We start from the raw sequence: 20699 nt of genomic DNA on the forward strand, positions 1-20699 counted from the left end.
CGATGTCGTTACTGCTCGTAGCGTTTAAAGACCAGCTCGTCTTGTGTGGAGGTTTCTTCATCAAAGAAATACCCTTCACGGTCAAACGCGGTAAGCTGTTCCGGCTTCGTTAAGCGGTTTTCAATAATAAAACGGCTCATCAGTCCGCGCGCTTTTTTGGCGTAGAAGCTTACCACCTTAAACTTGCCGTTTTTCTCATCAAGGAACACGGGCTTAATCAGTTCGGCATTCAGTTTCTTCGGCTTCACCGATTTAAAATATTCCTCAGAGGCCAGATTCACCACCACCCGATCGCCCTGCGCCTCAAGCGCTTCGTTGAGCTTATCGGTAATGATATCGCCCCAGAATTGATAAAGATCTTTGCCGCGCGGATTCTCCAGGCGAATCCCCATCTCCAGACGATAAGGCTGCATTAAATCCAGCGGGCGCAATACGCCATACAAGCCAGAGAGCATACGCAGATGTTGTTGAGCAAAATCAAAATCCGCGTCGTTGAACGTTTCCGCCTGTAGGCCGGTATAAACATCGCCTTTGAACGCCAGAATCGCCTGGCGTGCATTATCCGGCGTAAAATGAGGCTGCCAGTCATGAAAACGCGTGGCGTTGAGATCCGCCAGTTTGTCGCTAATTCCCATCAGCCTGGAAATTTGCGGCGCCGAAAGCTGGCGGGCCTGTTGAATAAGCTGCTGGCTGTGATCCAATAGCTCCGGCTGGGTATAGCGGGTCGTGGCCAGCGGGCTTTGATAATCAAGCGTTTTTGCAGGTGAAATCAGAATCAGCATATCCAGTCCTTGCAGGGAATTTTCTGCGACTTTAGCAAAAAAACGCCGCAGAGTTGACCGATGGTTGCGATTGTCGGCTTAATCGCGCGATGCCGCCTCCCAGGTATCTGGCGCCAGTTGTGGTTCGATATCCGGGAAGCGCCGCGGATCGAACTGCGGCCTTACGCCCAGTTTCCGTTGTCGCAGATAATCGCCGGCGAGGGTATACACCACCGGTGAGAGCAACAAAATCGCCGTCAGATTGGTAATAGCCATACAGGCCATGATCATGTCAGCAAGCTGCCATATCAGCGGAAAACTGATGAGCGTACCGGCGATGACCATGCCAAGCGTCGCAAGGCGTAATAGCCAGATGGCCTTTGCGTTATGTAACCGCAGAAAAAACAGATTGTTCTCGGCGTAAATATAGTTGGCGACGATAGAACTGAACGCGAACAGAATGACGATAAGCGCGACAAAACTGGCGCCCCATTCACCGGTCAACGAAACCATTGCATGTTGGAGAAGCTGAATGCCTTCTGTTGACGAGTGGGACGCGTGATTCCCCGCCAGCAGGATAATCATCGCGCTGGCGGTACAGATGATAATGGTGTCGCTGAATACGCCAATCATTTGCACAATCCCCTGCGCGACAGGGTGAGGGGGATACGACGTTGCCGCTGCGGCCGCATTAGGCGTTGACCCCATTCCCGCTTCATTAGAGAACATCCCACGCTGAAAACCGCTGGTAATAGCCTGGGTGAGCGTATATCCGGCTGCGCCTGCCGCGGCTTCCTGCCAGCCAAATGCGCTTTTGACTATCGAGGCGATAACGCCAGGCATTTGCTCAATATGCCAGAGGCAAATGAATACGCTGCCGGCGACCCACAATAACGCGATGATGGGAATCAGCCATTGCATCAGACGGGCGACGCCTTTGATGCCGCGAATGATAATTAACAGGGCACAGAACGCCAGAGCAATGCCGGAGATAAGCGGCGGAATGTTGAAGGCGAAATGGAGCGCGCGTGAGACGGCATTCGCCTGCACGCTATTAAAAATCAACCCGTAGGCGACGAGCAGAAAGAGGGCGAAAACCACGCCCATCCAGCGCATTCCCAGCCCGCGCGCCATATACCACGCCGGGCCGCCGCGGAACTGGCCTGTCGGGTCACGTTCTTTATAAAGCTGGGCAAGCGAACACTCGGCGAAGGAGGTCGCCATGCCAATGATGGCCGAGACCCACATCCAGAATACCGCGCCGGGACCGCCTGCGGCGATAGCCAGCGCCACGCCGGCCAGATTACCGCTGCCAATCCGCGCCGCGAGGCTGGTACACAGCGCCTGAAATGACGTCAGGCCGCCTGGCTGCGGGCTAAGGCTGCCTTTGAGACTGCGGCTAAATTGGCGAATATAACGAAATTGAATGAATCCGGTACGCCAGGTAAACCAACATCCTGCGCCGAGCAGCAGGTAAATCATTACCGAGCCCCAGAGTATTTCGTTAATAAAACTGAAAAACTCAGGCATTAACGTCCCTCTTGTTGATGCCGACACGCTTTGATGATCCTGTATAAGCGTGACCCATGATGTAGATGACCTTGTCAGGCTAATATTAACGGTAGTTTACCATAAATACGGCGGTATCCTTTAATTGCGCATCAACCGTCGGCAGATACGCAAACAGTGCACAAGGGCAGCCAGGTGCATGTAGGCGGTTGCGCTGTGAGTGCGTCGTGTTATCATCAGGGTAGACCGGTTACATCCCCTAACAAGCTGTTTAAAGAGAAACTCTATCATGACGGACAAATTGACCTCCCTTCGTCAGTTCACCACCGTAGTGGCTGATACCGGAGATATCGCGGCAATGAAACTGTATCAGCCGCAGGATGCTACAACTAACCCTTCTCTCATTCTTAACGCAGCGCAAATCCCGGAATATCGTAAGCTGATTGACGATGCTGTCGCCTGGGCGAAACAGCAGAGCAGCGACCGCGCGCAGCAGGTTGTTGACGCGACCGATAAGCTGGCGGTGAATATTGGCCTGGAAATCCTGGAGCTGGTGCCGGGGCGTATTTCTACCGAAGTTGACGCGCGTCTGTCTTATGACACCGAAGCGTCTATCGCCAAAGCAAAACGTATCATTAAACTCTACAATGATGCGGGTATCAGCAACGATCGTATCCTGATCAAGCTGGCGTCCACCTGGCAGGGCATTCGTGCAGCCGAACAGCTGGAAAAAGAAGGCATCAACTGTAACCTGACGCTGCTGTTCTCCTTCGCGCAGGCGCGTGCGTGCGCCGAAGCGGGCGTCTACCTGATCTCGCCGTTCGTAGGTCGTATTCTTGACTGGTATAAAGCCAATACCGACAAGAAAGACTATGCGCCAGCTGAAGATCCGGGCGTGGTTTCCGTAACGGAAATCTACGAGTACTACAAACAGCATGGTTACGAAACCGTCGTTATGGGCGCAAGCTTCCGTAACGTAGGCGAAATTCTGGAACTGGCGGGCTGCGACCGTCTGACTATCGCGCCGGCATTGCTGAAAGAACTGGCGGAAAGCGAAGGGGCGATTGAGCGTAAGCTCTCTTTCTCCGGCGAAGTCAAAGCGCGCCCGGAACGCATTACCGAAGCCGAGTTCCTGTGGCAGCATCACCAGGACCCCATGGCGGTGGACAAACTGGCGGATGGTATCCGTAAGTTTGCGGTAGACCAGGAAAAACTGGAAAAAATGATCGGCGATCTGCTGTAATCATTAACGCGTGGCCCTGATATGGGTCACGCTACCTCTTCTGAAACCTGTCTGTCCTTCCTTTCGCAGTGTATCATTCTGTTTAACGAGACTGTTTAAACGGAATAATTATGGATACCTTACGTATTGGCTTAGTTTCTATCTCCGACCGCGCTTCCAGCGGCGTTTACCAGGATAAAGGCATTCCTGCGCTTGAGGAGTGGCTCGCTTCTGCGCTGACCACGCCTTTCGAGGTCCAACGGCGCTTAATTCCTGATGAACAGGAAATTATCGAGCAAACGTTGTGTGAACTGGTCGATGAGATGAGCTGTCATCTGGTGCTGACCACTGGCGGTACCGGTCCGGCGCGTCGCGACGTCACGCCGGACGCGACCCTTGCCATCGCCGACCGTGAAATGCCAGGTTTTGGCGAGCAGATGCGCCAGATCAGCCTGCGCTTTGTGCCGACCGCCATTCTTTCCCGCCAGGTGGGCGTTATCCGTAAACAGGCGTTAATTCTTAATCTGCCTGGACAGCCAAAATCGATCAAAGAAACGCTGGAAGGCGTAAAAGCGGACGATGGCAGCGTTAGCGTGCCGGGCATTTTTGCGAGCGTGCCGTATTGCATACAGCTGCTTGACGGGCCGTATGTCGAAACCGCGCCGGAAGTGGTTGCCGCTTTCCGTCCAAAGAGCGCCAGACGTGAGAATATGTCGTCCTGACCGGAAAATACTGATAGTAGGGTTATTCCTCCCGGTGCGGGAGGAATAAAAGAGATTTAGTGCGCCTCGCCGATTGGCAGAATAGTGCGGCCAAATTGCTCGTTTAGCACTTCACCCATCGCCAGATAAATAGCGCTGGCGCCGCAAACCAGACCAACCCAGCCTGCGATATGGATAATGGCTTCGTTACCGGTGATATTGCCGACCGCCAGCAGAGCGAACAGTACGGTCAGGCTCAGGAAAACAAATTGCAGCGCGCGGGCGGCTTTCAGCGTACCGAAGAACATAAACAGCGTGAACACGCCCCACAGACCTAAATAAGCGCCGAGTAGCTGAGCGTCAGGCGCATCCGTCAGGCCCATTTTCGGCATCAGCAGGATAGCGACCAGCGTCAGCCAGAACGAACCGTAAGAGGTAAAGGCCGTTAAACCAAAGGTATTGCCTTTTTTATACTCCAGCAGACCGGCAAAAATTTGCGCGATACCGCCGTAGAAAATCCCCATCGCCAGAATAATACCGTCCAGGGCGAAAAAACCGGCATTGTGCAGGTTAAGCAGAATGGTGGTCATGCCGAAGCCCATCAGGCCCAGCGGTGCCGGATTAGCCAACTTAGTGTTGCCCATAATTCCTCAAAATCATCATAATTGAATGGTGAAATAGTTTCCCAGAATAACGAGTTCCGTATTCGGGGCGCGGCATAATAATCAGGGGGAAGAGGACTGTCTATGATCTAATAAGGGGGAAAAGAAAATATTTCCCCCAGTGAGGGCATTCACGCCTGAACGGCTGCCATCATTCGTCGCAGGCAGGCTATTTGCAACACTGCCGGAATAGTCACGCGATACGCGCTGCCGCTCATCGCTTTGACGCCGTTTAACGCCGCGCCGACCGGGCCGCCAAGACCTGCGCCGCGCAGCAATCCGTGGCCCAGGATGCTCATTGCGGCATGGGTACGCAAAATGCGGGTAAGCTGGGTGGAAAGCAGGTGGGAGACCCCTTTTGCCAGACTGCGATCTTTCATGAGCAGCGGCAGCAGTTCTTCCAGTTCAGAAACTTTGGCGTCTACGGCTTGCAGAAATTCCTGCTTATGCGCCGCGTCCATCTTCTGCCAGGTATGACGTAAAAAATGCTCCAGCAGTTGCTGTTCTATTTCAAACGTCGACATGCTTTTATCTGCTTTGAGTTTTAGCCGTTTTGCGACATCCAGCAGAATCGCGCGGTACTGTTTTCCGTGTCCGCGCAATTTGTTGGCGATACTGTCGCCGCCGTAATGCTGAAACTCGCCGGCAATGAGCTGCCAGTTACGGCGGTGTTGCTCCGGGTGACCTTCCATCGCTTTGAACAGCTCGTTATGGCTAAGAACGCTCGACAAGCGAGCTTTGCCCTTTTCGTTATGCGTCAGCAAACGGGCGAAATCGGCGAGTTGTTCTTCGCTACAATGCTGAAGAAAGTCTAAATCCTCGTCGTGTAAATAGGTGACGTTCATTTTCAGTCTGGCTTTTGGAATAGAAATAACAGCGATTAATCGTCGCCAATGACTTTAAGTCTCGCCATATCGGAAGAATTTACCGTATGGCCTGAGAAGGTAATCTTTGATACGCAGCGTTTGTTGTCGTTATCGCTATTAATATTGATCCAGCCTGTTGTCTGGCCCTCTTTGATTGAGGAAGGGACGTTCAGGCTTTGGCTGGCGCTACGCGCAGTTTTAAAATAGACGGATGCGCCGCTAAGTTCGATGTCGCCGTGATCCGCCGTGAGTTGAATGCGCTTCACGATGCGGCAGACGGGAATTTTCAGCGTGAGATCGTTCGTTTCATTTCTGGGCATGGCAATAACACCCAGTATTTTATGGTCGTTCGCGTGCGCGACGCTACTTAACGCCAGGCCGAAAAGCAGGCTGGCGGAAATCGTTAACACAGATCGCATGAAATTTCTCTTTGACGGGTTCAATAAGCAATTACCGTCTATCATACTCTGCTCATGGCAACGATTCAGTTTTGTAATCTTTTCTTTTTATTACAATTTTTCTGTGAATGGTATTCGTTTTTTAATTTATTTCATGAATATTTATCTGTCTGGTTTTCCATCGCGCCCTCTCGTCACTAAAAAATTTTTTCATCTCCCCCTTGATGACGTGGGTTACGACCCCATCTTGTAGTCAACCGCAGTGGTGAGTCTGAAAAAAAACGATTCAGGGTAGTTGAAACCGCACGTTTCGCCCTTATTACAGATTCACAACCACATGATGACCGAATTTTTAGTGGAGACGTTTAGATGGGTAAAATTATTGGTATCGACCTGGGTACTACCAACTCTTGTGTAGCGATTATGGATGGAACGCAGGCACGCGTGCTGGAGAACGCCGAGGGCGATCGCACTACGCCTTCTATCATTGCTTATACCCAGGATGGTGAAACTCTGGTTGGTCAGCCGGCTAAACGTCAGGCAGTGACAAACCCGCAAAACACCCTGTTTGCGATTAAACGCCTGATTGGCCGCCGCTTCCAGGACGAAGAAGTTCAACGTGACGTTTCTATCATGCCGTACAAAATCATCGGCGCCGACAACGGCGACGCATGGCTTGATGTGAAAGGTCAGAAAATGGCGCCGCCGCAGATTTCTGCCGAAGTGCTGAAGAAAATGAAGAAAACGGCTGAAGATTATCTGGGCGAACCGGTAACTGAAGCGGTTATCACCGTACCGGCTTACTTTAACGATGCGCAGCGTCAGGCAACCAAAGATGCTGGTCGAATCGCGGGGCTGGAAGTTAAACGTATCATCAACGAACCAACTGCCGCAGCGCTGGCTTACGGTCTGGATAAAGAAGTCGGCAACCGTACTATCGCGGTTTACGACCTCGGTGGTGGTACTTTCGATATCTCTATTATCGAAATCGACGAAGTTGATGGCGAAAAAACCTTTGAAGTTCTGGCAACCAACGGTGATACCCACCTGGGTGGTGAAGACTTCGATACCCGCCTGATCAACTACCTCGTTGACGAGTTTAAGAAAGATCAGGGCATTGACCTGCGTAACGATCCGCTGGCAATGCAGCGCCTGAAAGAAGCCGCAGAAAAAGCCAAAATCGAGCTGTCTTCTGCGCAGCAGACCGACGTGAACCTGCCGTACATTACCGCAGATGCCACCGGTCCGAAACACATGAACATCAAAGTGACTCGTGCGAAACTGGAAAGCCTGGTTGAAGATCTGGTGAACCGTTCTATCGAGCCGCTGAAAGTCGCACTGCAGGACGCTGGCCTGTCCGTGTCTGATATCAACGACGTGATCCTCGTCGGCGGTCAGACCCGTATGCCAATGGTGCAGAAAAAAGTGGCTGAATTCTTTGGTAAAGAGCCGCGTAAAGACGTTAACCCGGACGAAGCTGTGGCTATCGGCGCAGCGGTACAGGGCGGCGTGTTGACCGGTGATGTGAAAGACGTACTGCTGCTGGACGTTACCCCGCTGTCTCTGGGTATCGAAACGATGGGTGGCGTGATGACTCCGCTTATCACCAAAAACACCACCATCCCGACCAAGCACAGCCAGGTGTTCTCTACTGCGGAAGACAACCAGTCTGCGGTAACCATCCATGTGCTGCAGGGTGAGCGTAAACGTGCGTCTGATAACAAATCTCTGGGTCAGTTCAACCTGGATGGCATCAACCCGGCGCCGCGCGGTATGCCGCAGATCGAAGTCACCTTCGATATCGATGCTGACGGTATCCTGCACGTCTCCGCGAAAGACAAAAATAGCGGTAAAGAGCAGAAGATCACCATCAAGGCGTCTTCTGGTCTGAACGAGGAAGAAATTCAGAAAATGGTTCGCGATGCAGAAGCGAACGCTGAATCCGACCGTAAGTTCGAAGAGCTGGTTCAGACCCGTAACCAGGGTGACCATCTGCTGCACAGCACCCGTAAGCAGGTTGAAGAAGCAGGCGATAAACTGCCGGCTGATGACAAAACCGCTATCGAGTCTGCGCTGAGCTCGCTGGAAACTGCCCTGAAAGGCGAAGATAAAGCCGCTATCGAAGCGAAAATGCAGGAACTGGCGCAGGTTTCCCAGAAACTGATGGAAATCGCTCAGCAGCAACATGCGCAGCAGCAGGCTGGCTCCGCTGACGCTTCTGCAAACAACGCGAAAGATGACGATGTTGTCGACGCTGAGTTTGAAGAAGTAAAAGATAAAAAATAATCGCCCTTTGAACGGGTAATTACTGGCACGGGCGAAGAGGTTTCCTCTCCGCCCGTGCATGCATGTTAAGGGCAGATAAAAAGAGATGGCGAAAAGAGATTACTACGAGATTTTAGGCGTTTCCAAAACAGCGGAAGAGCGTGAAATCAAAAAGGCGTATAAGCGCCTGGCCATGAAATATCATCCGGACCGCAATCAGGGTGATAAAGAGGCCGAAGCTAAATTTAAAGAGATTAAAGAAGCCTATGAAGTGCTGACCGATGCGCAAAAACGCGCAGCCTACGATCAGTATGGTCACGCCGCGTTTGAACAAGGCGGTATGGGCGGCGGATTTGGCGGCGGCTTTAATGGCGGCGCTGATTTCAGTGATATCTTTGGTGACGTTTTTGGCGATATCTTTGGCGGCGGGCGTGGTCGCCAACGTGCGGCGCGTGGGGCTGATTTGCGTTATAACATGGATCTCACCCTGGAAGAAGCGGTGCGTGGCGTGACCAAAGAGATCCGTATTCCGACGCTGGAGGAGTGCGACGTTTGCCACGGCAGCGGCGCGAAAGCTGGCACGCAACCGCAAACCTGTCCGACCTGTCATGGTTCTGGTCAGGTACAGATGCGCCAGGGATTCTTTGCTGTACAGCAGACCTGCCCACACTGTCAGGGACGCGGTACGCTGATCAAAGATCCGTGCCATAAATGTCACGGTCATGGGCGTGTTGAAAAGAGTAAAACTCTGTCCGTTAAAATCCCGGCGGGCGTGGATACCGGCGATCGTATTCGTCTGGCAGGCGAGGGCGAAGCGGGCGAGCATGGCGCACCGGCAGGCGACTTGTATGTTCAGGTCCAGGTGAAACAACACCCTATTTTCGAGCGTGAAGGCAATAATCTTTATTGCGAAGTGCCGATCAACTTTGCGATGGCGGCGCTCGGCGGTGAAATTGAAGTGCCGACGTTAGATGGTCGCGTGATGCTGAAAGTACCGAGCGAAACACAAACGGGCAAGCTGTTCCGTATGCGCGGCAAAGGCGTGAAGTCCGTACGCGGTGGCGCGCAGGGCGATTTGCTGTGCCGTGTGGTGGTTGAAACGCCGGTCGGTCTGAGCGAAAAACAGAAGCAATTGCTAAAAGATCTTCAGGAAAGTTTTGGCGGCCCGACGGGAGAGAAAAACAGCCCGCGTTCAAAAAGCTTCTTTGACGGCGTGAAAAAATTCTTTGACGATTTGACTCGCTAATCTTTTTCCCGTTGTATTTTTCTTCAGCCCGGGTGTATATCCGGGCTTTTTTCTGCCTGTACGCGCCCAGGCTTCTGTTAAACGCATCGTATCCTCTCATTTGTTGATATTTTGTTTTTACTGATAAACAAATTGATGTTAATCAGCAGTTTTGTATACGCTTATTCTTTAAAAAAACGTGATGTGATGACATTAATGATTGCTTTTTTAGATGCTGTGAATTGATTTATCTTGAGTATTATCTATATTGCTTTTTTTAGTTTCCGGAGGCAGACAGCGAATGGGATCGAAAGGTGCCAACAAGAGCTTTGATTATAATTTAATCAAAATTCTTGACGCTGTTATTTTGTCAGGAAATGCGGCTATGGCGGCAAAAAAGTTAGGCATTACACCGGCTGCCGTTTCTCTGGCGTTAAAGCGCCTGCAGAGTTATTACCCGGAAGAACTGTTTAGCAGAGGGAAAGGCGGGCTCATCCCCACAGCTAAGGCTGTCGACATTCACCAAAATTTCAGTCAGGTGATGAAACTGGTGGATGACACATTTCTCTGTAATAGCAAAAAAGATGAAGCGTTCCAGATAACGTTATTAGGCAGTGATATTGTTGAAAGCTATTATCTTTCTCAGCTCTATAACAGCGATATATTTGACCGTATTTTGATAAATCATTTCACTGTCAGAAATATGAGTCGGGAGCATATCAGCGAACTTCTGTTTACTGCGCAAGGCGATCTGTTGATTAGTGCCGAACCTTTGCTGGAGTCCGGCATAGAGAATCAAATTATTGATAGTTTTAAATCATTTGTTTGTATCTGTAGCAGTAAACACATGCTGAGTACCCTCTCACAACTGTCGCTACATCATTTTTATTCTTCGCGTCATGCGTTATATCAGCCGGGGATGGGGGCTTCAGTGATATATCATGATAGCGAGTTATTTAAGGATGAGCTTTACTATACTGGCAGGCGTATTGTCGGCTATCGCAGTGATTCGATTAGCGGTTTGATGAGCATGATCGAACGAACCTCATTGATTGCATTGATGCCTTTGAAATTAGCTCTTTTTTATAAAAATCATCGTAAATATGACATTAAATTTATTCAGCCTCCGCCCGAACTGGCTTTGAAGTCAGTTCAGGTTTATGCATCCTGGAATAAAAATAGTAGAAATATATCGACGATTAATGAGATGGTAAGTATGTTACAAACGCTTTCCTCCTTCCGTCGCTAATACACCTCATTTTTACGCTTTGATTTAATATGGTTTTAAATGATGTGCTTTGATTTTTACCCTTCTGACAGGGCGCTTACACTCCTTGTGTTAATTATTCATTTATAATGATTTCGGAGTGTTAAAATGTCTATTCCCAACCATGTGTCGACAACGGAAGTTGTGCTATTGGAGCTAGAGATCTTACTCACTATTATTTCGATTGGCGCGTGGGGAGGCTTTGTCAGCTATCTTTTACGCAAAGATAAGACAGAATATAATAGTTCTCATGAAAGTATTAAATATTGCTTAACGCAGATCGTGATTTCCTGCTTCACCAGTTTCTTGTTAAGCGCGATTGCGATCGAAAAAGAATGCAGTTTCAACATTGTTCTGTTGGCGGCAGGCTTAGGCGGTGTTTTCGCGAGTCCGATCTTAAAGATTCTTGGGCGGCGGATTAAAAAAATTATCGAAGGTAATAATTCAGATTAATTATCATTTGCAGTATCAGGCTCATCCGTGAGCCTTTTACGCGTCTTTTTTCAGCCTGGTCTAGGTCACTCTATTCTTGATCCAGCCATAAATAAATTGTTCGTTATTGTGGTTTTTCTCAGCAACGTTTAAGTAGTACGTGCCCTGACTGCAATTGAGGGCTTTCACCAAAACGGCTTCCCCTTCCTGGCCTCGCCAGGCCAAATAATGTTCGAGAGCGGCAAGCGTCCGCGGGCCAATATTGCCATCCACATGAATATCCGGGTAGCGTTTACCTTCGTGATTAAAGACGTTCAACCAGCGTTGCAGCCACGCGCTGGGGTGGTAAGCGCCTATGTTGACTGCCGCATCGCACAGCTCGAAGGAGACTGGCCACGATAGCGTCGAGATGACGTCAAAACCTGGTTTTATCCAGTAATCCTCTTCGAGAATCGCGTAGGCTTCAGCGTGGGTCAGATCCCGCATATCGCCAGCATAGCCATGCGCTCGCGCCGTGGCTTCGGTAATGCCCCAATGAGTGGCGCCGCCTTTATCTTTAGGGTTAAATACGTAACCGCCTTCAAGCGCAATAATTCCATCTATAATTGGATTCATCTTCCCTTTCCTTCGCTTAGTGAATATGCAGATACATGAGAGAACCTAACGTTACTGAAAATACGGTCGTCAGGGCAGCGATGGTTTGCCGTACAATTTGTTTTTTTCTTCCCTTTGTTTCGCTATCCGTCGCGATAATGGCGATATCACTATTCACTTTGAGACCTTGTCTTGGAATGGTAATAAAAAGATCGTTAATACCAAGCGCTTTAAGGTCACGTCTGATTAAATAGAGAATCTGCGTTAGATTTGCATCATTAACATAATGGCTTCGACTTCCCCATAACGCAGTGGTTATTTTTTGTCGCTCGATAATCTCCAGATGAGCATTCTCGATGATGAAACTGAGACATTTGGCTCTCATCGCAGTCATTTTAATAACCTGTGAATTTGAGACCGTCCTCAGTTCATATTTACCTTCATTGTAAATGCAATTGCTATTAATGATATAAGTTTTCATAACGTCTTCCTTTAGAAATGTACATCCTGGTTGTCTGTGGTGACTATATTGTATGAGAAATGTCTTAATCCAATAAATGTCACTGGTTTTATTGTATTGTCATTGTCTATAGCGAGTGTAATCACATTATTTCATTGTAATTAAATGATATTTAATTACATGATAAATGATATTTACTATGTTCTCACCAGAACGGAGTAAGCGGGCGCTGAGAGGTGTTGTTTTCTCTTCGTTAGACGGTGTTGTTAACCTCATTTTTATGATTTTTATATCATCTAAAAAGATGATGTTTTGTGATTAGCTATTTTTTATGCCTGTAACGATTATGGACCCCGCAGAACGAGCTGCGACAATTTTGAAACGTAAAAGGAAATTTGAAAATGGCTACAAGCAAACTGATTCAAGGCGATACAATTACTGAAACTACTCATGCAGCGAATGGTTTTGACCCTGCAACAAGCGATGATAAAATAAGCTATACTTCCGCTCGTGTTGCGAAACCGGTATACAATAAATATAAAAATTCCACGACTAAACCGAAGGTATTCGGTTATTACACCGACTGGTCACAGTATGACAGCCGTCTGCAAGGCAATATGTCCCAACCGGGCCGTGGTTATGATTTAACCAACGTTTCACCGACGGCTTATGACAAACTGATTTTTGGCTTTGTTGGCATCACCGGTTTCAGAAAAATTGATACAGAAGACCGCGATGTCGTAGCAGAAGCGGCAGCGTTGTGCGGCAAAGTGAAATATGAGCCGACCTTCCTCGACCCATGGGGCGACTTCCAGTCTTATATCAACCTCGGCTTTGATGTCAGCGGCTGGGATGTGGATCCGAAGACTGTAACTCAGTCTAACGCCAAGGGTCTGCTGGGCGCGCTGCGTGATATGCAGGCAAAAGCGAAAGCCGCAGGTCACACGCTGGCGCTCTCCATGAGTATCGGCGGCTGGAGCATGAGTAACGGGTTCCACGAAACCGCCGCTTCTGACTCTTCTCGTAAAATCTTCGCCAAAGGCGTGGTGAAACTGTTCAAACAGTTCCCGATGTTCAGCGAAGTGGATATTGACTGGGAATACCCGAACAATGAAGGGGCGGGCAACCCGTTTGGTCCGGAAGATGGCGCTAACTACGCGCTGCTGATTGCCGAACTGCGTAAACAGCTGGATTCCGCTGGTCTGAGCAATGTGAAGATCTCTATTGCCGCTTCTGCTGTCACTACTATTTTTGACTATGCGAAAGTAAAAGATCTGATGGCTGCCGGCCTATATGGCATCAACCTGATGACCTATGACTTCTTCGGTACGCCGTGGGCGGAAACGCTGGGCCACCACACCAACCGCAAAGCGCTGGAAGAGGGCGGCTGGGCTGTCGAAACTATCGTTGATCACCTGCTGGCGGAAGGTTTCTCCGCTGACCGTATCAACATCGGTTATGCCGGCTATACCCGTAACGCTCGTCAGGTAGAAATTGAATCCCTGTCGCCGCTGAAAGGTTCTTACAACCCAGGTTCAGGCCCTACTACCGGTTCCTTCGAATCCGGCACCAGCGAATGGTATGACGTCATTTATAGCTACCTGGATCTGGAAAACCAGAAAGGCCGTAACGGTTTCAACGTTTACACCGACCAGGTCGCTGATGCTGACTACCTGTATAGCCCGGAATCCAAACTGTTTTTATCCCTGGATACGCCGCGTACTGTCAAAGCAAAAGGCGAATATGCAGCGAAACTGGGCCTGGGCGGCGTGTTTACCTGGACTATCGATCAGGACAACGGCGTGCTGGTTAACGCCGTGCGTGAAGGTCTGGGTTATGAAATCGAATCTGAAGTTATCGATATGGAACCGTTCTACTTTGAAGGTATCAATGTAGAAAAAGATGAAGAGCAGAGCGACAGCGACGACGCGCAGAAGGTCAACCACGCGCCGAAAGCGGCGATTGAACTGATGGTTGTAGGCGGATCTACGGTACAGCTGTCTGGCGCAGGTTCTTCTGATGAAGATAACGATGAGTTGTCCTTTAGCTGGGGCGTGCCTTCTCAAATCGATGTGGCAGACAAAACGGCAGAAATCATTGAGGTTGTGGTACCGGAAGTTAGCGAAAAAACAGCCTTTCAGTTCACCCTGTTTGTACGCGACTGCTACAACGAACCGTCCTCTCAACAGCGCTTTGTTCTGACGGCTGTGCCTGCGCTATCTCAGGTTCAACCGGAACCGGAAGAGGAAGAAGAGATTATCGTTCCTGTACCGGACGAGGAAGAAGATACCACGCCGGCTGAGGATGATACGCCAGCAGATGACAAAACGTCACCTTACGCGCAGTGGGATGCTTCTACCGTTTATGGCGCAAACTGGGGTTCTTTCGAAATCGTTAGCTGGAAAGGCCATAACTATCAGGTGAAATGGTGGTCTATGGGCAACCAGCCTGACCTGAACTGCGGTGTCGGCGGTGCATGGACCGATCTTGGCGCTTACTAATACACGGTATTAAGCCGATGTATTGGGCTTCATGATTCAAGCCCCGGTTTACCGGGGCTTTTCTCCACCAGGGACAGAGGAAGAGTAGACCATGACCATTTCCATTCACGCCAGCGCATTTGACGTCAACAGCTGGTATCAAAAAATCACCTTAACTTTCATCAATGAGAGCGGTAATCCGGTCGATATGAACCATGCCGCAATATCATTCACGGCTTCCGGGCACATCGATCCATGGGGAAATAGCGGCGGTACGCTCAAAGGGAACCTGCCGCTTACGCTGAATGAGAGTTCGTATGGCACGCTGGAAACTAACAACATCATCATTAATAACAGCGATGCATTACTTCTTCAGCCGGGCGAACGCGGGACGCTCTCTTTCAGCCTCGCGGCGACGCAGGTGCCGGTAAAAATGTCCGCCATCACCTTGACGCTGGCGTCATCGTCATCCGAAGACGCAGAGTCTGAAACCCCATCCGATCAGGAGACGCCAGCGATACCCGCCGCAGACGAACAACCCGCCGAACCCGATGTGCCGGAAAAGGACAATGACCTTCAGGAACACGGCCTTACGCTTAACGTTAGCGAGTTGAATACCGCAAGTTGGTATCAACGCGTCACCTTTACGCTGACCAACCTCTACGCCCAGGCGGTAGATCTCAATCAGCTTCAACTGAATTTTACGGCCAGCGCGCACCCCGATCCCTACAGTCCGTTTCAGGGAACAATGTTGGGGAATCAGGCCGTGACGCTGGCCAGCGATGGGGGATGGCCCATCGAGAAGAATACCATCACCATTAATCATGACGGCGCGCTGATGCTGGCGGCGGGGGATACCGCCGAATTACAGTGCTATCTGGCCGCCACGCAGACGCCAGTTGCCATCAGCGATTTGAACGCGACGTTGGCCCATGATCCTGCCCGTCAGGGAAAAGTTTGCGTTCATTTTCCTGCCATGACGCAGACTGTGGCGCTCAAACCGGTGATTGAGCTGCTGTTTCCTGCCGGCGAAACCCGGCGCTTTGTCGGTGAGTGGGGCGAGGTTCTGACAATAGGCGATCTTAGCGCAGGAACGTATCGGCTTACCGTACCGGTACTGGCGAATGATGAGATGCAAATCGCGCCAGTCGAGTCCTCTTTTACCGTTACGCTGCAATCCGGCGATGCCGCCGCGCAGGTCCAGGTATCCTGTCTGCCGATTGTCCGTTATGCCAGCGCGCGTCTGATGATTGACGCCCCTGCGCTTGGTAATGCGAAATTGACCGTTGAAATCGCTGATACTACGCAAGCGGATGAGCGTACTATCACGCTTATCGCCAACCAACCGCAGTTAATCACCCGGCTACTGGCGGGGCATCATTATACGGTCAATCTGCAGCCTGCGATGATTAATAACCGCTTTATATCGGCACCCATACAGCTTACGGGTTTTATCCCTGCTGCGGCGCAGGTTGCCGAGGTTGCTGTCGCTTACCAACAGTCAGCGCTCGACACGGCGAGTTTCGTGACGGTGGATGCCACTATACTGGGTCTGCCCGATGGCGTCGCGCCGCAGCGTTATCTGTTCAGCAGCGGTAAATATCAATACTCATTAATGCTGGAGAGCGGCAGCGATCGGCAGACGTTGGCATTACGCTTTGCGCCTGGGCTGTATGATGTTCAGACGGACGATATTTTCATCGACAGCGTGCCGTGGCGTTGTGAACAGGCCGGGCCGCTACGGTTGTTGCAAAAGGTCAACCATGTGGCGCTGGAGTTTCTGCCCGGCGTGACGCTACAGGTAAAAGGTTGGCCTGATTACCTTGCTCATGGCGGCGTGACGGTTAACGCGCCAGAGACGGTTTCTCTTTATCGCGATATACCGTTTAGCGCGTTGTTTAAATACGATGGTTTTGACGGCGGCGGCGATCCGGTTCCGGCCGCGGAGGTTGACGTGAACGGGGATGGTTTTCTGGATTACGCGACGTTACCGATCCATAAAACCGTTGCGCTGGTGCGCCAGATAGAAAAAGAAGCCGGGCGTAGCGTCATGCCGGTAATGGTCATTTATACCGCGAATGCCAGCGGCGGTAGCGCGCTGGCGGATTTACAGGATGCGCAAAAGCTACGTAACCATTTTGGTAACTTTATTACCCAGTGTCTGGCGGCGCAGTCATACAAAGATGAGACGCATCCTGTCCCGGCCACCTTTGTGCTTAACCCGGATTTTCTCGGGGCGCTACAGCAAGGACCGTATGGCTATACCGTAGTACGGCAAAAAAACAGTGTGCCGGTGAATGCCCAACTGGCGGCGGCGATACAAGCATTACCGGCGATGGCTGGCTTTATCGTGCCTTCGTTGCCGACGTTTAGCGACGATCTCTACGGCTATATTCAGGCGGTGAACTATCTTGTTCGTCAGTTTGCCCCGGATGTGGCTTTTGGCTGGCAGACGAATGTCTGGGCGACAGGAACGGCGGACTGGGTGCTGCGCGATACCGCTGATCCGGTAGCTGAAGGGCAGGCGATCGCCGGATTTATTCATGAACTGGGCGTTTATAGCGGAGAATATGCGCCGGACTTTATTGCGTTTGATAAATTTGAGCGTGACTGTTTCAGTCCTGATGCGCTTGCCCACTATGGCTGGAATGCGACATGCTGGCTTAATTACCTGGCGATGGTCAAACAGGTGACGAAAGCGCTGCTGACGCCCGCCATGCTGTGGCAAATCCCTGGCGGCCATATGCCTACAGTAGAAGAGGGCGTCAGTAAAATCAGCGCTGCGCACTTTGCATCCGGCGGAACCTTTTTTATGGGTGACGCCCGTATTGGCAGCGATCCTGACACGCTCTCTTTGCAGCTACTCAATACGGCCTTAAATAGCGCGACTTACGGCGTCCCGACCGTCGGCGACTTTTTACGTAAAGATAAAGGGTATGACTGGGGCCAGATGCAGGCGCTGAACCTACCGGACTTTAACGTCTTTTCGATCTTATGGGGCGGTGGTTCTACTATCAGTATTACGACAATCCATTCTAACGGTGAAGACGGCGGCTGGCTGGCGGATAAAATGGTAGAGTATTATGCTGCCCCTCGCTATTTCAGATAATATCACTGCTTATTTGCATTAATCTGGACTATTAGTTTGAGATTCGAAGGCTCGTGCTTTCGAATCTCTTTTCCTGCACCCCCTGACCTCTCATTCTTTATGCGTAATTTGTTATTAATTTTCTGTAATCATTTTGTATTAAGAATTGTCTTAATCTTAAAAATATTGCGTATTAGTGCGTTGTGAATACAGAAATACTGCATAGCGATGTTATTTATTATTAATTTAAGTACTTTTTGAGAGGTTATACTGTGACGCTACATTGAGTAGACAACCGTTAATGAAAAAAATGATGAACGACGCTTTTGCTAAAGATAATAATGAGAATTCATTACACTCTTTTCTTTTTTCTCAGCAGGCTAAACCTCACGCGGCAATTGATGCCTTATTTTCGGCCTTGTTGCCATTTGGTCAACCGTTTACGCTGGGTATCGGCGATGAGTTTTATTTACAGGCAAATGATGAACACTACATTGTATTACTGGAGTCAGGCGTTGTTTCTTTCTGTCATGATGACAAACGACTCCATATATCTTCATCGTTTGCGCCATCGGTCGTGGGTATGGTTGACAGCTATGGCGCTACCTATAACGTCCCCGCGCGACCGGAACACTTTTTGCTCGCAGAAACGGTTTGTACCGGTAGATTTGTTCGCCTGCCGGATTTTATAAAAATCGCCGATGAATGCGATTTGTGGCACGACGTGGCCCGTTGTCTGGCTTACCGTCTGATGGTGATGAGCGCGCGCGATCGTGAATTAGTCGGCGTCGATTCTTATCTGAAAGTTCGGGCGTTGCTGACTGAAATCTGGGCTTATCCACAGGCCTACCGGGAAAGCATTATCGTGTTGAATTTTATTCAACGGCGTACCGGGATATCGCGCAGTCGGACCATGAAGATTCTGTCTGAACTAAAAAAAGGCGGGTATATCCATATTGATAATGGGCGGCTGACGGCGCTCGGAAAACTGCCAGTGGCGTATTAATGCACTATCCGCAACGATATATTTACATATCTCGACTGAATTTGCCTGGTATCGTTAATAGAATGTTTTACTGAAGGTTGTTATGAAAGCTATTTTTAAAAAGTCAATATGGCTAAAGGGGATAGGCCGAACGACTGGTGTAAAGTTAATATAAAACAACAGGTTATGCCTGGTCCTATAAAACCAAATGTCGATGATTGCAACTTGCCGTTGGCTTGCTAATAATTAATAACATCGTTATCTCATTATAACGTAAAGATAAACTCACGACGTTGAGTGGCTGTTTTATTGCTTCTGACATTTATATCAGAACAAGAAGACACTTTTTTTCGCATAAGAAAAAGTCGTGATATTGCTGTGAAGAAATATCAGCAGCCGTTTCGTTAAAAAATCTGATTACCCTTATTTTTATATTTAAAAGGAGCTTGAATGAAAAAGCCTGTACTAGCATTAATGGTCTCTGCCATTGCCTTTGGCGGAATGTTGTCCACCGCGCAAGCGGATACTACAACCGTCACTGGCGGTACGGTAAATTTTGTCGGACAGGTCGTTGACGCTGCCTGTTCTGTTTCCGCTGACTCTGTCGATCAGACCGTGACATTAGGCCAGGTTCGCGCCAGTAAATTAACCGAGGCCGGTATGGTGGCGAATCAAAAAGAAGATTTCACCATCAAACTGGAAGACTGCGATACTCAGACCAGCCAGAATGCGGCGGTGATTTTTAATGGCCAACAGGACGCAAACCAGCCGGGGTCGCTGGCGAATACCGCTGGGGCAGGTTCGGCGACGAATGTGGCATTACAACTTTATGGACCAGATGGCCAGGCGCTGAATATCGGTGAATCGTCCAGTACTGTTACCTTGAACGATGGCGAAAACGTTATTCCGCTTAGCGTGGATTATATCGCTACCGGTACGGCGACTGCCGGTAATGTTACCGCGACGGCGACATTTAGCATGGTTTATTCCTGATTCCTTATCGGGATTTTTTTCTCGTCTGTTGGGAGGCGAGAAAGGGGCGTTACGCGCGTCACTGCGCGTAACAAACCGACGGCATCAGGATATTACGCAGATGAAAAAAAACGTACCGATTTTCCTTCGATTATTGCTACTGCTGTCGGCGGCCGGCCTGTCGTTTGCCGCGCAGGCGGGAGGCATTGCGCTGGGCGCGACCAGGGTGATTTATCCGCAGGGAAGTAAGCAAACCTCCTTGCCGATTATTAATTCTTCTGCCAGCAATGTTTTTTTAATTCAGTCATGGGTCGCCAATGCCGATGGTTCACGCTCGACGGATTTTATCATTACGCCGCCTCTCTTTGTGATCCAGCCTAAAAAAGAAAATATATTACGTATTATGTATGTCGGGCCGTCATTACCGACCGATCGCGAAAGCGTATTTTATTTAAACAGTAAAGCGATACCCTCTGTCGATAAAAATAAATTGACCGGCAACTCCCTGCAAATTGCGACGCAAAGCGTGATTAAGCTATTTATCCGCCCGAAAAATCTGGCGGAGGCGCCAGCTCATGCCCCGTCGACGCTTCGCTGCCGTAACGAGCGCGGCCAGCTAACGATTACTAACCCTTCGCCGTACTACGTTTCGATGGTTGAACTGTACAGCGCGGGGAAAAAACTGCCGAATACTATGGTACCGCCGAAAGGCGCGATCACTCTCCCGGCGACGCCCGGCCAGGTATCTTTGCGCACGGTAAACGATTTTGGCGCAACGACGCCAGCACGCGTTTGTCCAGCTTCATGATGTT

At 49.9% G+C, this 20699-nt stretch carries 18 protein-coding genes; 11 read left to right on the top strand and 7 right to left on the bottom strand.

The window, feature by feature from the left end:
* Positions 1-8 precede the first annotated feature (8 nt).
* Positions 9-782 carry a peroxide stress protein YaaA gene (gene yaaA, locus ACLJTG_RS18920; RefSeq protein WP_000906175.1) on the bottom strand — a complete coding sequence of 258 codons (774 nt, stop codon included), beginning with the start codon at positions 780-782 and terminating at the stop codon, positions 9-11.
* 78 nt (positions 783-860) lie between these two features.
* A complete protein-coding gene (locus ACLJTG_RS18925; RefSeq protein WP_001748842.1) occupies positions 861-2291 on the bottom strand; it encodes an alanine/glycine:cation symporter family protein in 1431 nt (476 codons plus the stop codon).
* A 268-nt stretch (positions 2292-2559) separates the two neighbouring features.
* Here ACLJTG_RS18925 and tal point away from each other — a divergent pair, with 268 nt between their 5' ends.
* Together tal and mog are read left to right on the top strand one after the other, a co-directional pair.
* Positions 2560-3513, top strand: coding sequence for a transaldolase (gene tal, locus ACLJTG_RS18930; RefSeq protein ID WP_410959046.1), 954 nt, complete (start codon positions 2560-2562; stop codon positions 3511-3513).
* A 110-nt stretch (positions 3514-3623) separates the two neighbouring features.
* Entirely contained in the window at positions 3624-4214 is a 591-nt protein-coding gene (mog, locus tag ACLJTG_RS18935; protein ID WP_000380373.1) for a molybdopterin adenylyltransferase, read from the top strand.
* A 56-nt stretch (positions 4215-4270) separates the two neighbouring features.
* On the opposite strand, the gene satP is transcribed toward mog, so the two are convergent.
* The 3 genes from satP to ACLJTG_RS18950 all read right to left on the bottom strand — a co-directional run bounded on the left by satP (position 4271) and on the right by ACLJTG_RS18950 (position 6140).
* Entirely contained in the window at positions 4271-4837 is a 567-nt protein-coding gene (gene satP, locus ACLJTG_RS18940) for an acetate uptake transporter (protein WP_000528525.1), read from the bottom strand.
* A 149-nt stretch (positions 4838-4986) separates the two neighbouring features.
* On the bottom strand, positions 4987-5700 hold the full coding sequence (msyB, locus tag ACLJTG_RS18945) for an acidic protein MsyB (protein ID WP_001103477.1): 714 nt from the start codon (positions 5698-5700) through the stop codon (positions 4987-4989).
* Positions 5701-5735: 35 nt separating this feature from the next.
* Positions 5736-6140 carry a DUF2541 family protein gene (locus tag ACLJTG_RS18950; RefSeq protein WP_001258090.1) on the bottom strand — a complete coding sequence of 135 codons (405 nt, stop codon included), beginning with the start codon at positions 6138-6140 and terminating at the stop codon, positions 5736-5738.
* A 348-nt stretch (positions 6141-6488) separates the two neighbouring features.
* On the opposite strand from ACLJTG_RS18950, the gene dnaK reads away from it, so the two are divergent.
* From dnaK to ACLJTG_RS18970, 4 genes are all read left to right on the top strand, one after another.
* Positions 6489-8405 carry a molecular chaperone DnaK gene (dnaK, locus tag ACLJTG_RS18955; protein ID WP_001622300.1) on the top strand — a complete coding sequence of 639 codons (1917 nt, stop codon included), beginning with the start codon at positions 6489-6491 and terminating at the stop codon, positions 8403-8405.
* Positions 8406-8490: 85 nt separating this feature from the next.
* Entirely contained in the window at positions 8491-9630 is a 1140-nt protein-coding gene (dnaJ, locus tag ACLJTG_RS18960; protein ID WP_001119009.1) for a molecular chaperone DnaJ, read from the top strand.
* 280 nt (positions 9631-9910) lie between these two features.
* Complete coding sequence (locus ACLJTG_RS18965) at positions 9911-10858, top strand: LysR family transcriptional regulator (protein ID WP_000534910.1); 948 nt, start codon at positions 9911-9913, stop codon at positions 10856-10858.
* Positions 10859-10984: 126 nt separating this feature from the next.
* Complete coding sequence (locus ACLJTG_RS18970) at positions 10985-11329, top strand: phage holin family protein (RefSeq protein WP_000026889.1); 345 nt, start codon at positions 10985-10987, stop codon at positions 11327-11329.
* Positions 11330-11389: 60 nt separating this feature from the next.
* Here ACLJTG_RS18970 and ACLJTG_RS18975 read toward each other — a convergent pair whose 3' ends face one another.
* On the bottom strand, positions 11390-11923 hold the full coding sequence (locus ACLJTG_RS18975; RefSeq protein WP_001068132.1) for a glycoside hydrolase family 108 protein: 534 nt from the start codon (positions 11921-11923) through the stop codon (positions 11390-11392).
* Positions 11924-11939: 16 nt separating this feature from the next.
* Positions 11940-12383, bottom strand: a complete 444-nt coding sequence (locus tag ACLJTG_RS18980) for a transcriptional regulator (RefSeq protein ID WP_000860681.1) — start codon at positions 12381-12383, stop codon at positions 11940-11942.
* A 380-nt stretch (positions 12384-12763) separates the two neighbouring features.
* On the opposite strand from ACLJTG_RS18980, the gene ACLJTG_RS18985 reads away from it, so the two are divergent.
* The 5 genes from ACLJTG_RS18985 (at position 12764) to bcfB (ending at position 20695) form a co-directional block, all read left to right on the top strand.
* On the top strand, positions 12764-14863 hold the full coding sequence (locus ACLJTG_RS18985; protein ID WP_000235812.1) for a glycosyl hydrolase family 18 protein: 2100 nt from the start codon (positions 12764-12766) through the stop codon (positions 14861-14863).
* 91 nt (positions 14864-14954) lie between these two features.
* Positions 14955-17951: a hypothetical protein gene (locus ACLJTG_RS18990; protein WP_020999905.1), complete on the top strand. Its 2997-nt coding sequence runs from the start codon at positions 14955-14957 to the stop codon at positions 17949-17951.
* A gap of 280 nt (positions 17952-18231) precedes the next feature.
* On the top strand, positions 18232-18936 hold the full coding sequence (locus tag ACLJTG_RS18995) for a winged helix-turn-helix transcriptional regulator (RefSeq protein ID WP_000738617.1): 705 nt from the start codon (positions 18232-18234) through the stop codon (positions 18934-18936).
* 429 nt (positions 18937-19365) lie between these two features.
* Positions 19366-19908, top strand: coding sequence for a fimbrial protein BcfA (locus ACLJTG_RS19000; protein WP_000743357.1), 543 nt, complete (start codon positions 19366-19368; stop codon positions 19906-19908).
* A gap of 100 nt (positions 19909-20008) precedes the next feature.
* A complete protein-coding gene (gene bcfB / locus ACLJTG_RS19005; protein ID WP_000742551.1) occupies positions 20009-20695 on the top strand; it encodes a fimbrial biogenesis chaperone BcfB in 687 nt (228 codons plus the stop codon).
* Positions 20696-20699 lie beyond the last annotated feature (4 nt).

Source organism: Salmonella sp. SAL00672, from assembly GCF_046552175.1.
Taxonomy (GTDB): domain Bacteria; phylum Pseudomonadota; class Gammaproteobacteria; order Enterobacterales; family Enterobacteriaceae; genus Salmonella; species Salmonella enterica.

Excerpts from the sequence above, each read along its gene's own strand:
- ACLJTG_RS18985 (WP_000235812.1), top strand. The coding sequence starts at position 12,764 with ATGGCTACAAGCAAACTGATTCAAGGCGATACAATTACTGAAACTACT.
- msyB (WP_001103477.1), bottom strand. The coding sequence starts at position 5,700 with ATGAACGTCACCTATTTACACGACGAGGATTTAGACTTTCTTCAGCAT.
- ACLJTG_RS18950 (WP_001258090.1), bottom strand. The coding sequence starts at position 6,140 with ATGCGATCTGTGTTAACGATTTCCGCCAGCCTGCTTTTCGGCCTGGCG.
- ACLJTG_RS18925 (WP_001748842.1), bottom strand. The coding sequence starts at position 2,291 with ATGCCTGAGTTTTTCAGTTTTATTAACGAAATACTCTGGGGCTCGGTA.
- ACLJTG_RS18970 (WP_000026889.1), top strand. The coding sequence starts at position 10,985 with ATGTCTATTCCCAACCATGTGTCGACAACGGAAGTTGTGCTATTGGAG.
- ACLJTG_RS18975 (WP_001068132.1), bottom strand. The coding sequence starts at position 11,923 with ATGAATCCAATTATAGATGGAATTATTGCGCTTGAAGGCGGTTACGTA.
- bcfB (WP_000742551.1), top strand. The coding sequence starts at position 20,009 with ATGAAAAAAAACGTACCGATTTTCCTTCGATTATTGCTACTGCTGTCG.
- ACLJTG_RS18980 (WP_000860681.1), bottom strand. The coding sequence starts at position 12,383 with ATGAAAACTTATATCATTAATAGCAATTGCATTTACAATGAAGGTAAA.
- yaaA (WP_000906175.1), bottom strand. The coding sequence starts at position 782 with ATGCTGATTCTGATTTCACCTGCAAAAACGCTTGATTATCAAAGCCCG.
- mog (WP_000380373.1), top strand. The coding sequence starts at position 3,624 with ATGGATACCTTACGTATTGGCTTAGTTTCTATCTCCGACCGCGCTTCC.
- ACLJTG_RS18990 (WP_020999905.1), top strand. The coding sequence starts at position 14,955 with ATGACCATTTCCATTCACGCCAGCGCATTTGACGTCAACAGCTGGTAT.
- dnaK (WP_001622300.1), top strand. The coding sequence starts at position 6,489 with ATGGGTAAAATTATTGGTATCGACCTGGGTACTACCAACTCTTGTGTA.
- ACLJTG_RS18995 (WP_000738617.1), top strand. The coding sequence starts at position 18,232 with ATGAAAAAAATGATGAACGACGCTTTTGCTAAAGATAATAATGAGAAT.
- tal (WP_410959046.1), top strand. The coding sequence starts at position 2,560 with ATGACGGACAAATTGACCTCCCTTCGTCAGTTCACCACCGTAGTGGCT.
- satP (WP_000528525.1), bottom strand. The coding sequence starts at position 4,837 with ATGGGCAACACTAAGTTGGCTAATCCGGCACCGCTGGGCCTGATGGGC.
- dnaJ (WP_001119009.1), top strand. The coding sequence starts at position 8,491 with ATGGCGAAAAGAGATTACTACGAGATTTTAGGCGTTTCCAAAACAGCG.
- ACLJTG_RS18965 (WP_000534910.1), top strand. The coding sequence starts at position 9,911 with ATGGGATCGAAAGGTGCCAACAAGAGCTTTGATTATAATTTAATCAAA.
- ACLJTG_RS19000 (WP_000743357.1), top strand. The coding sequence starts at position 19,366 with ATGAAAAAGCCTGTACTAGCATTAATGGTCTCTGCCATTGCCTTTGGC.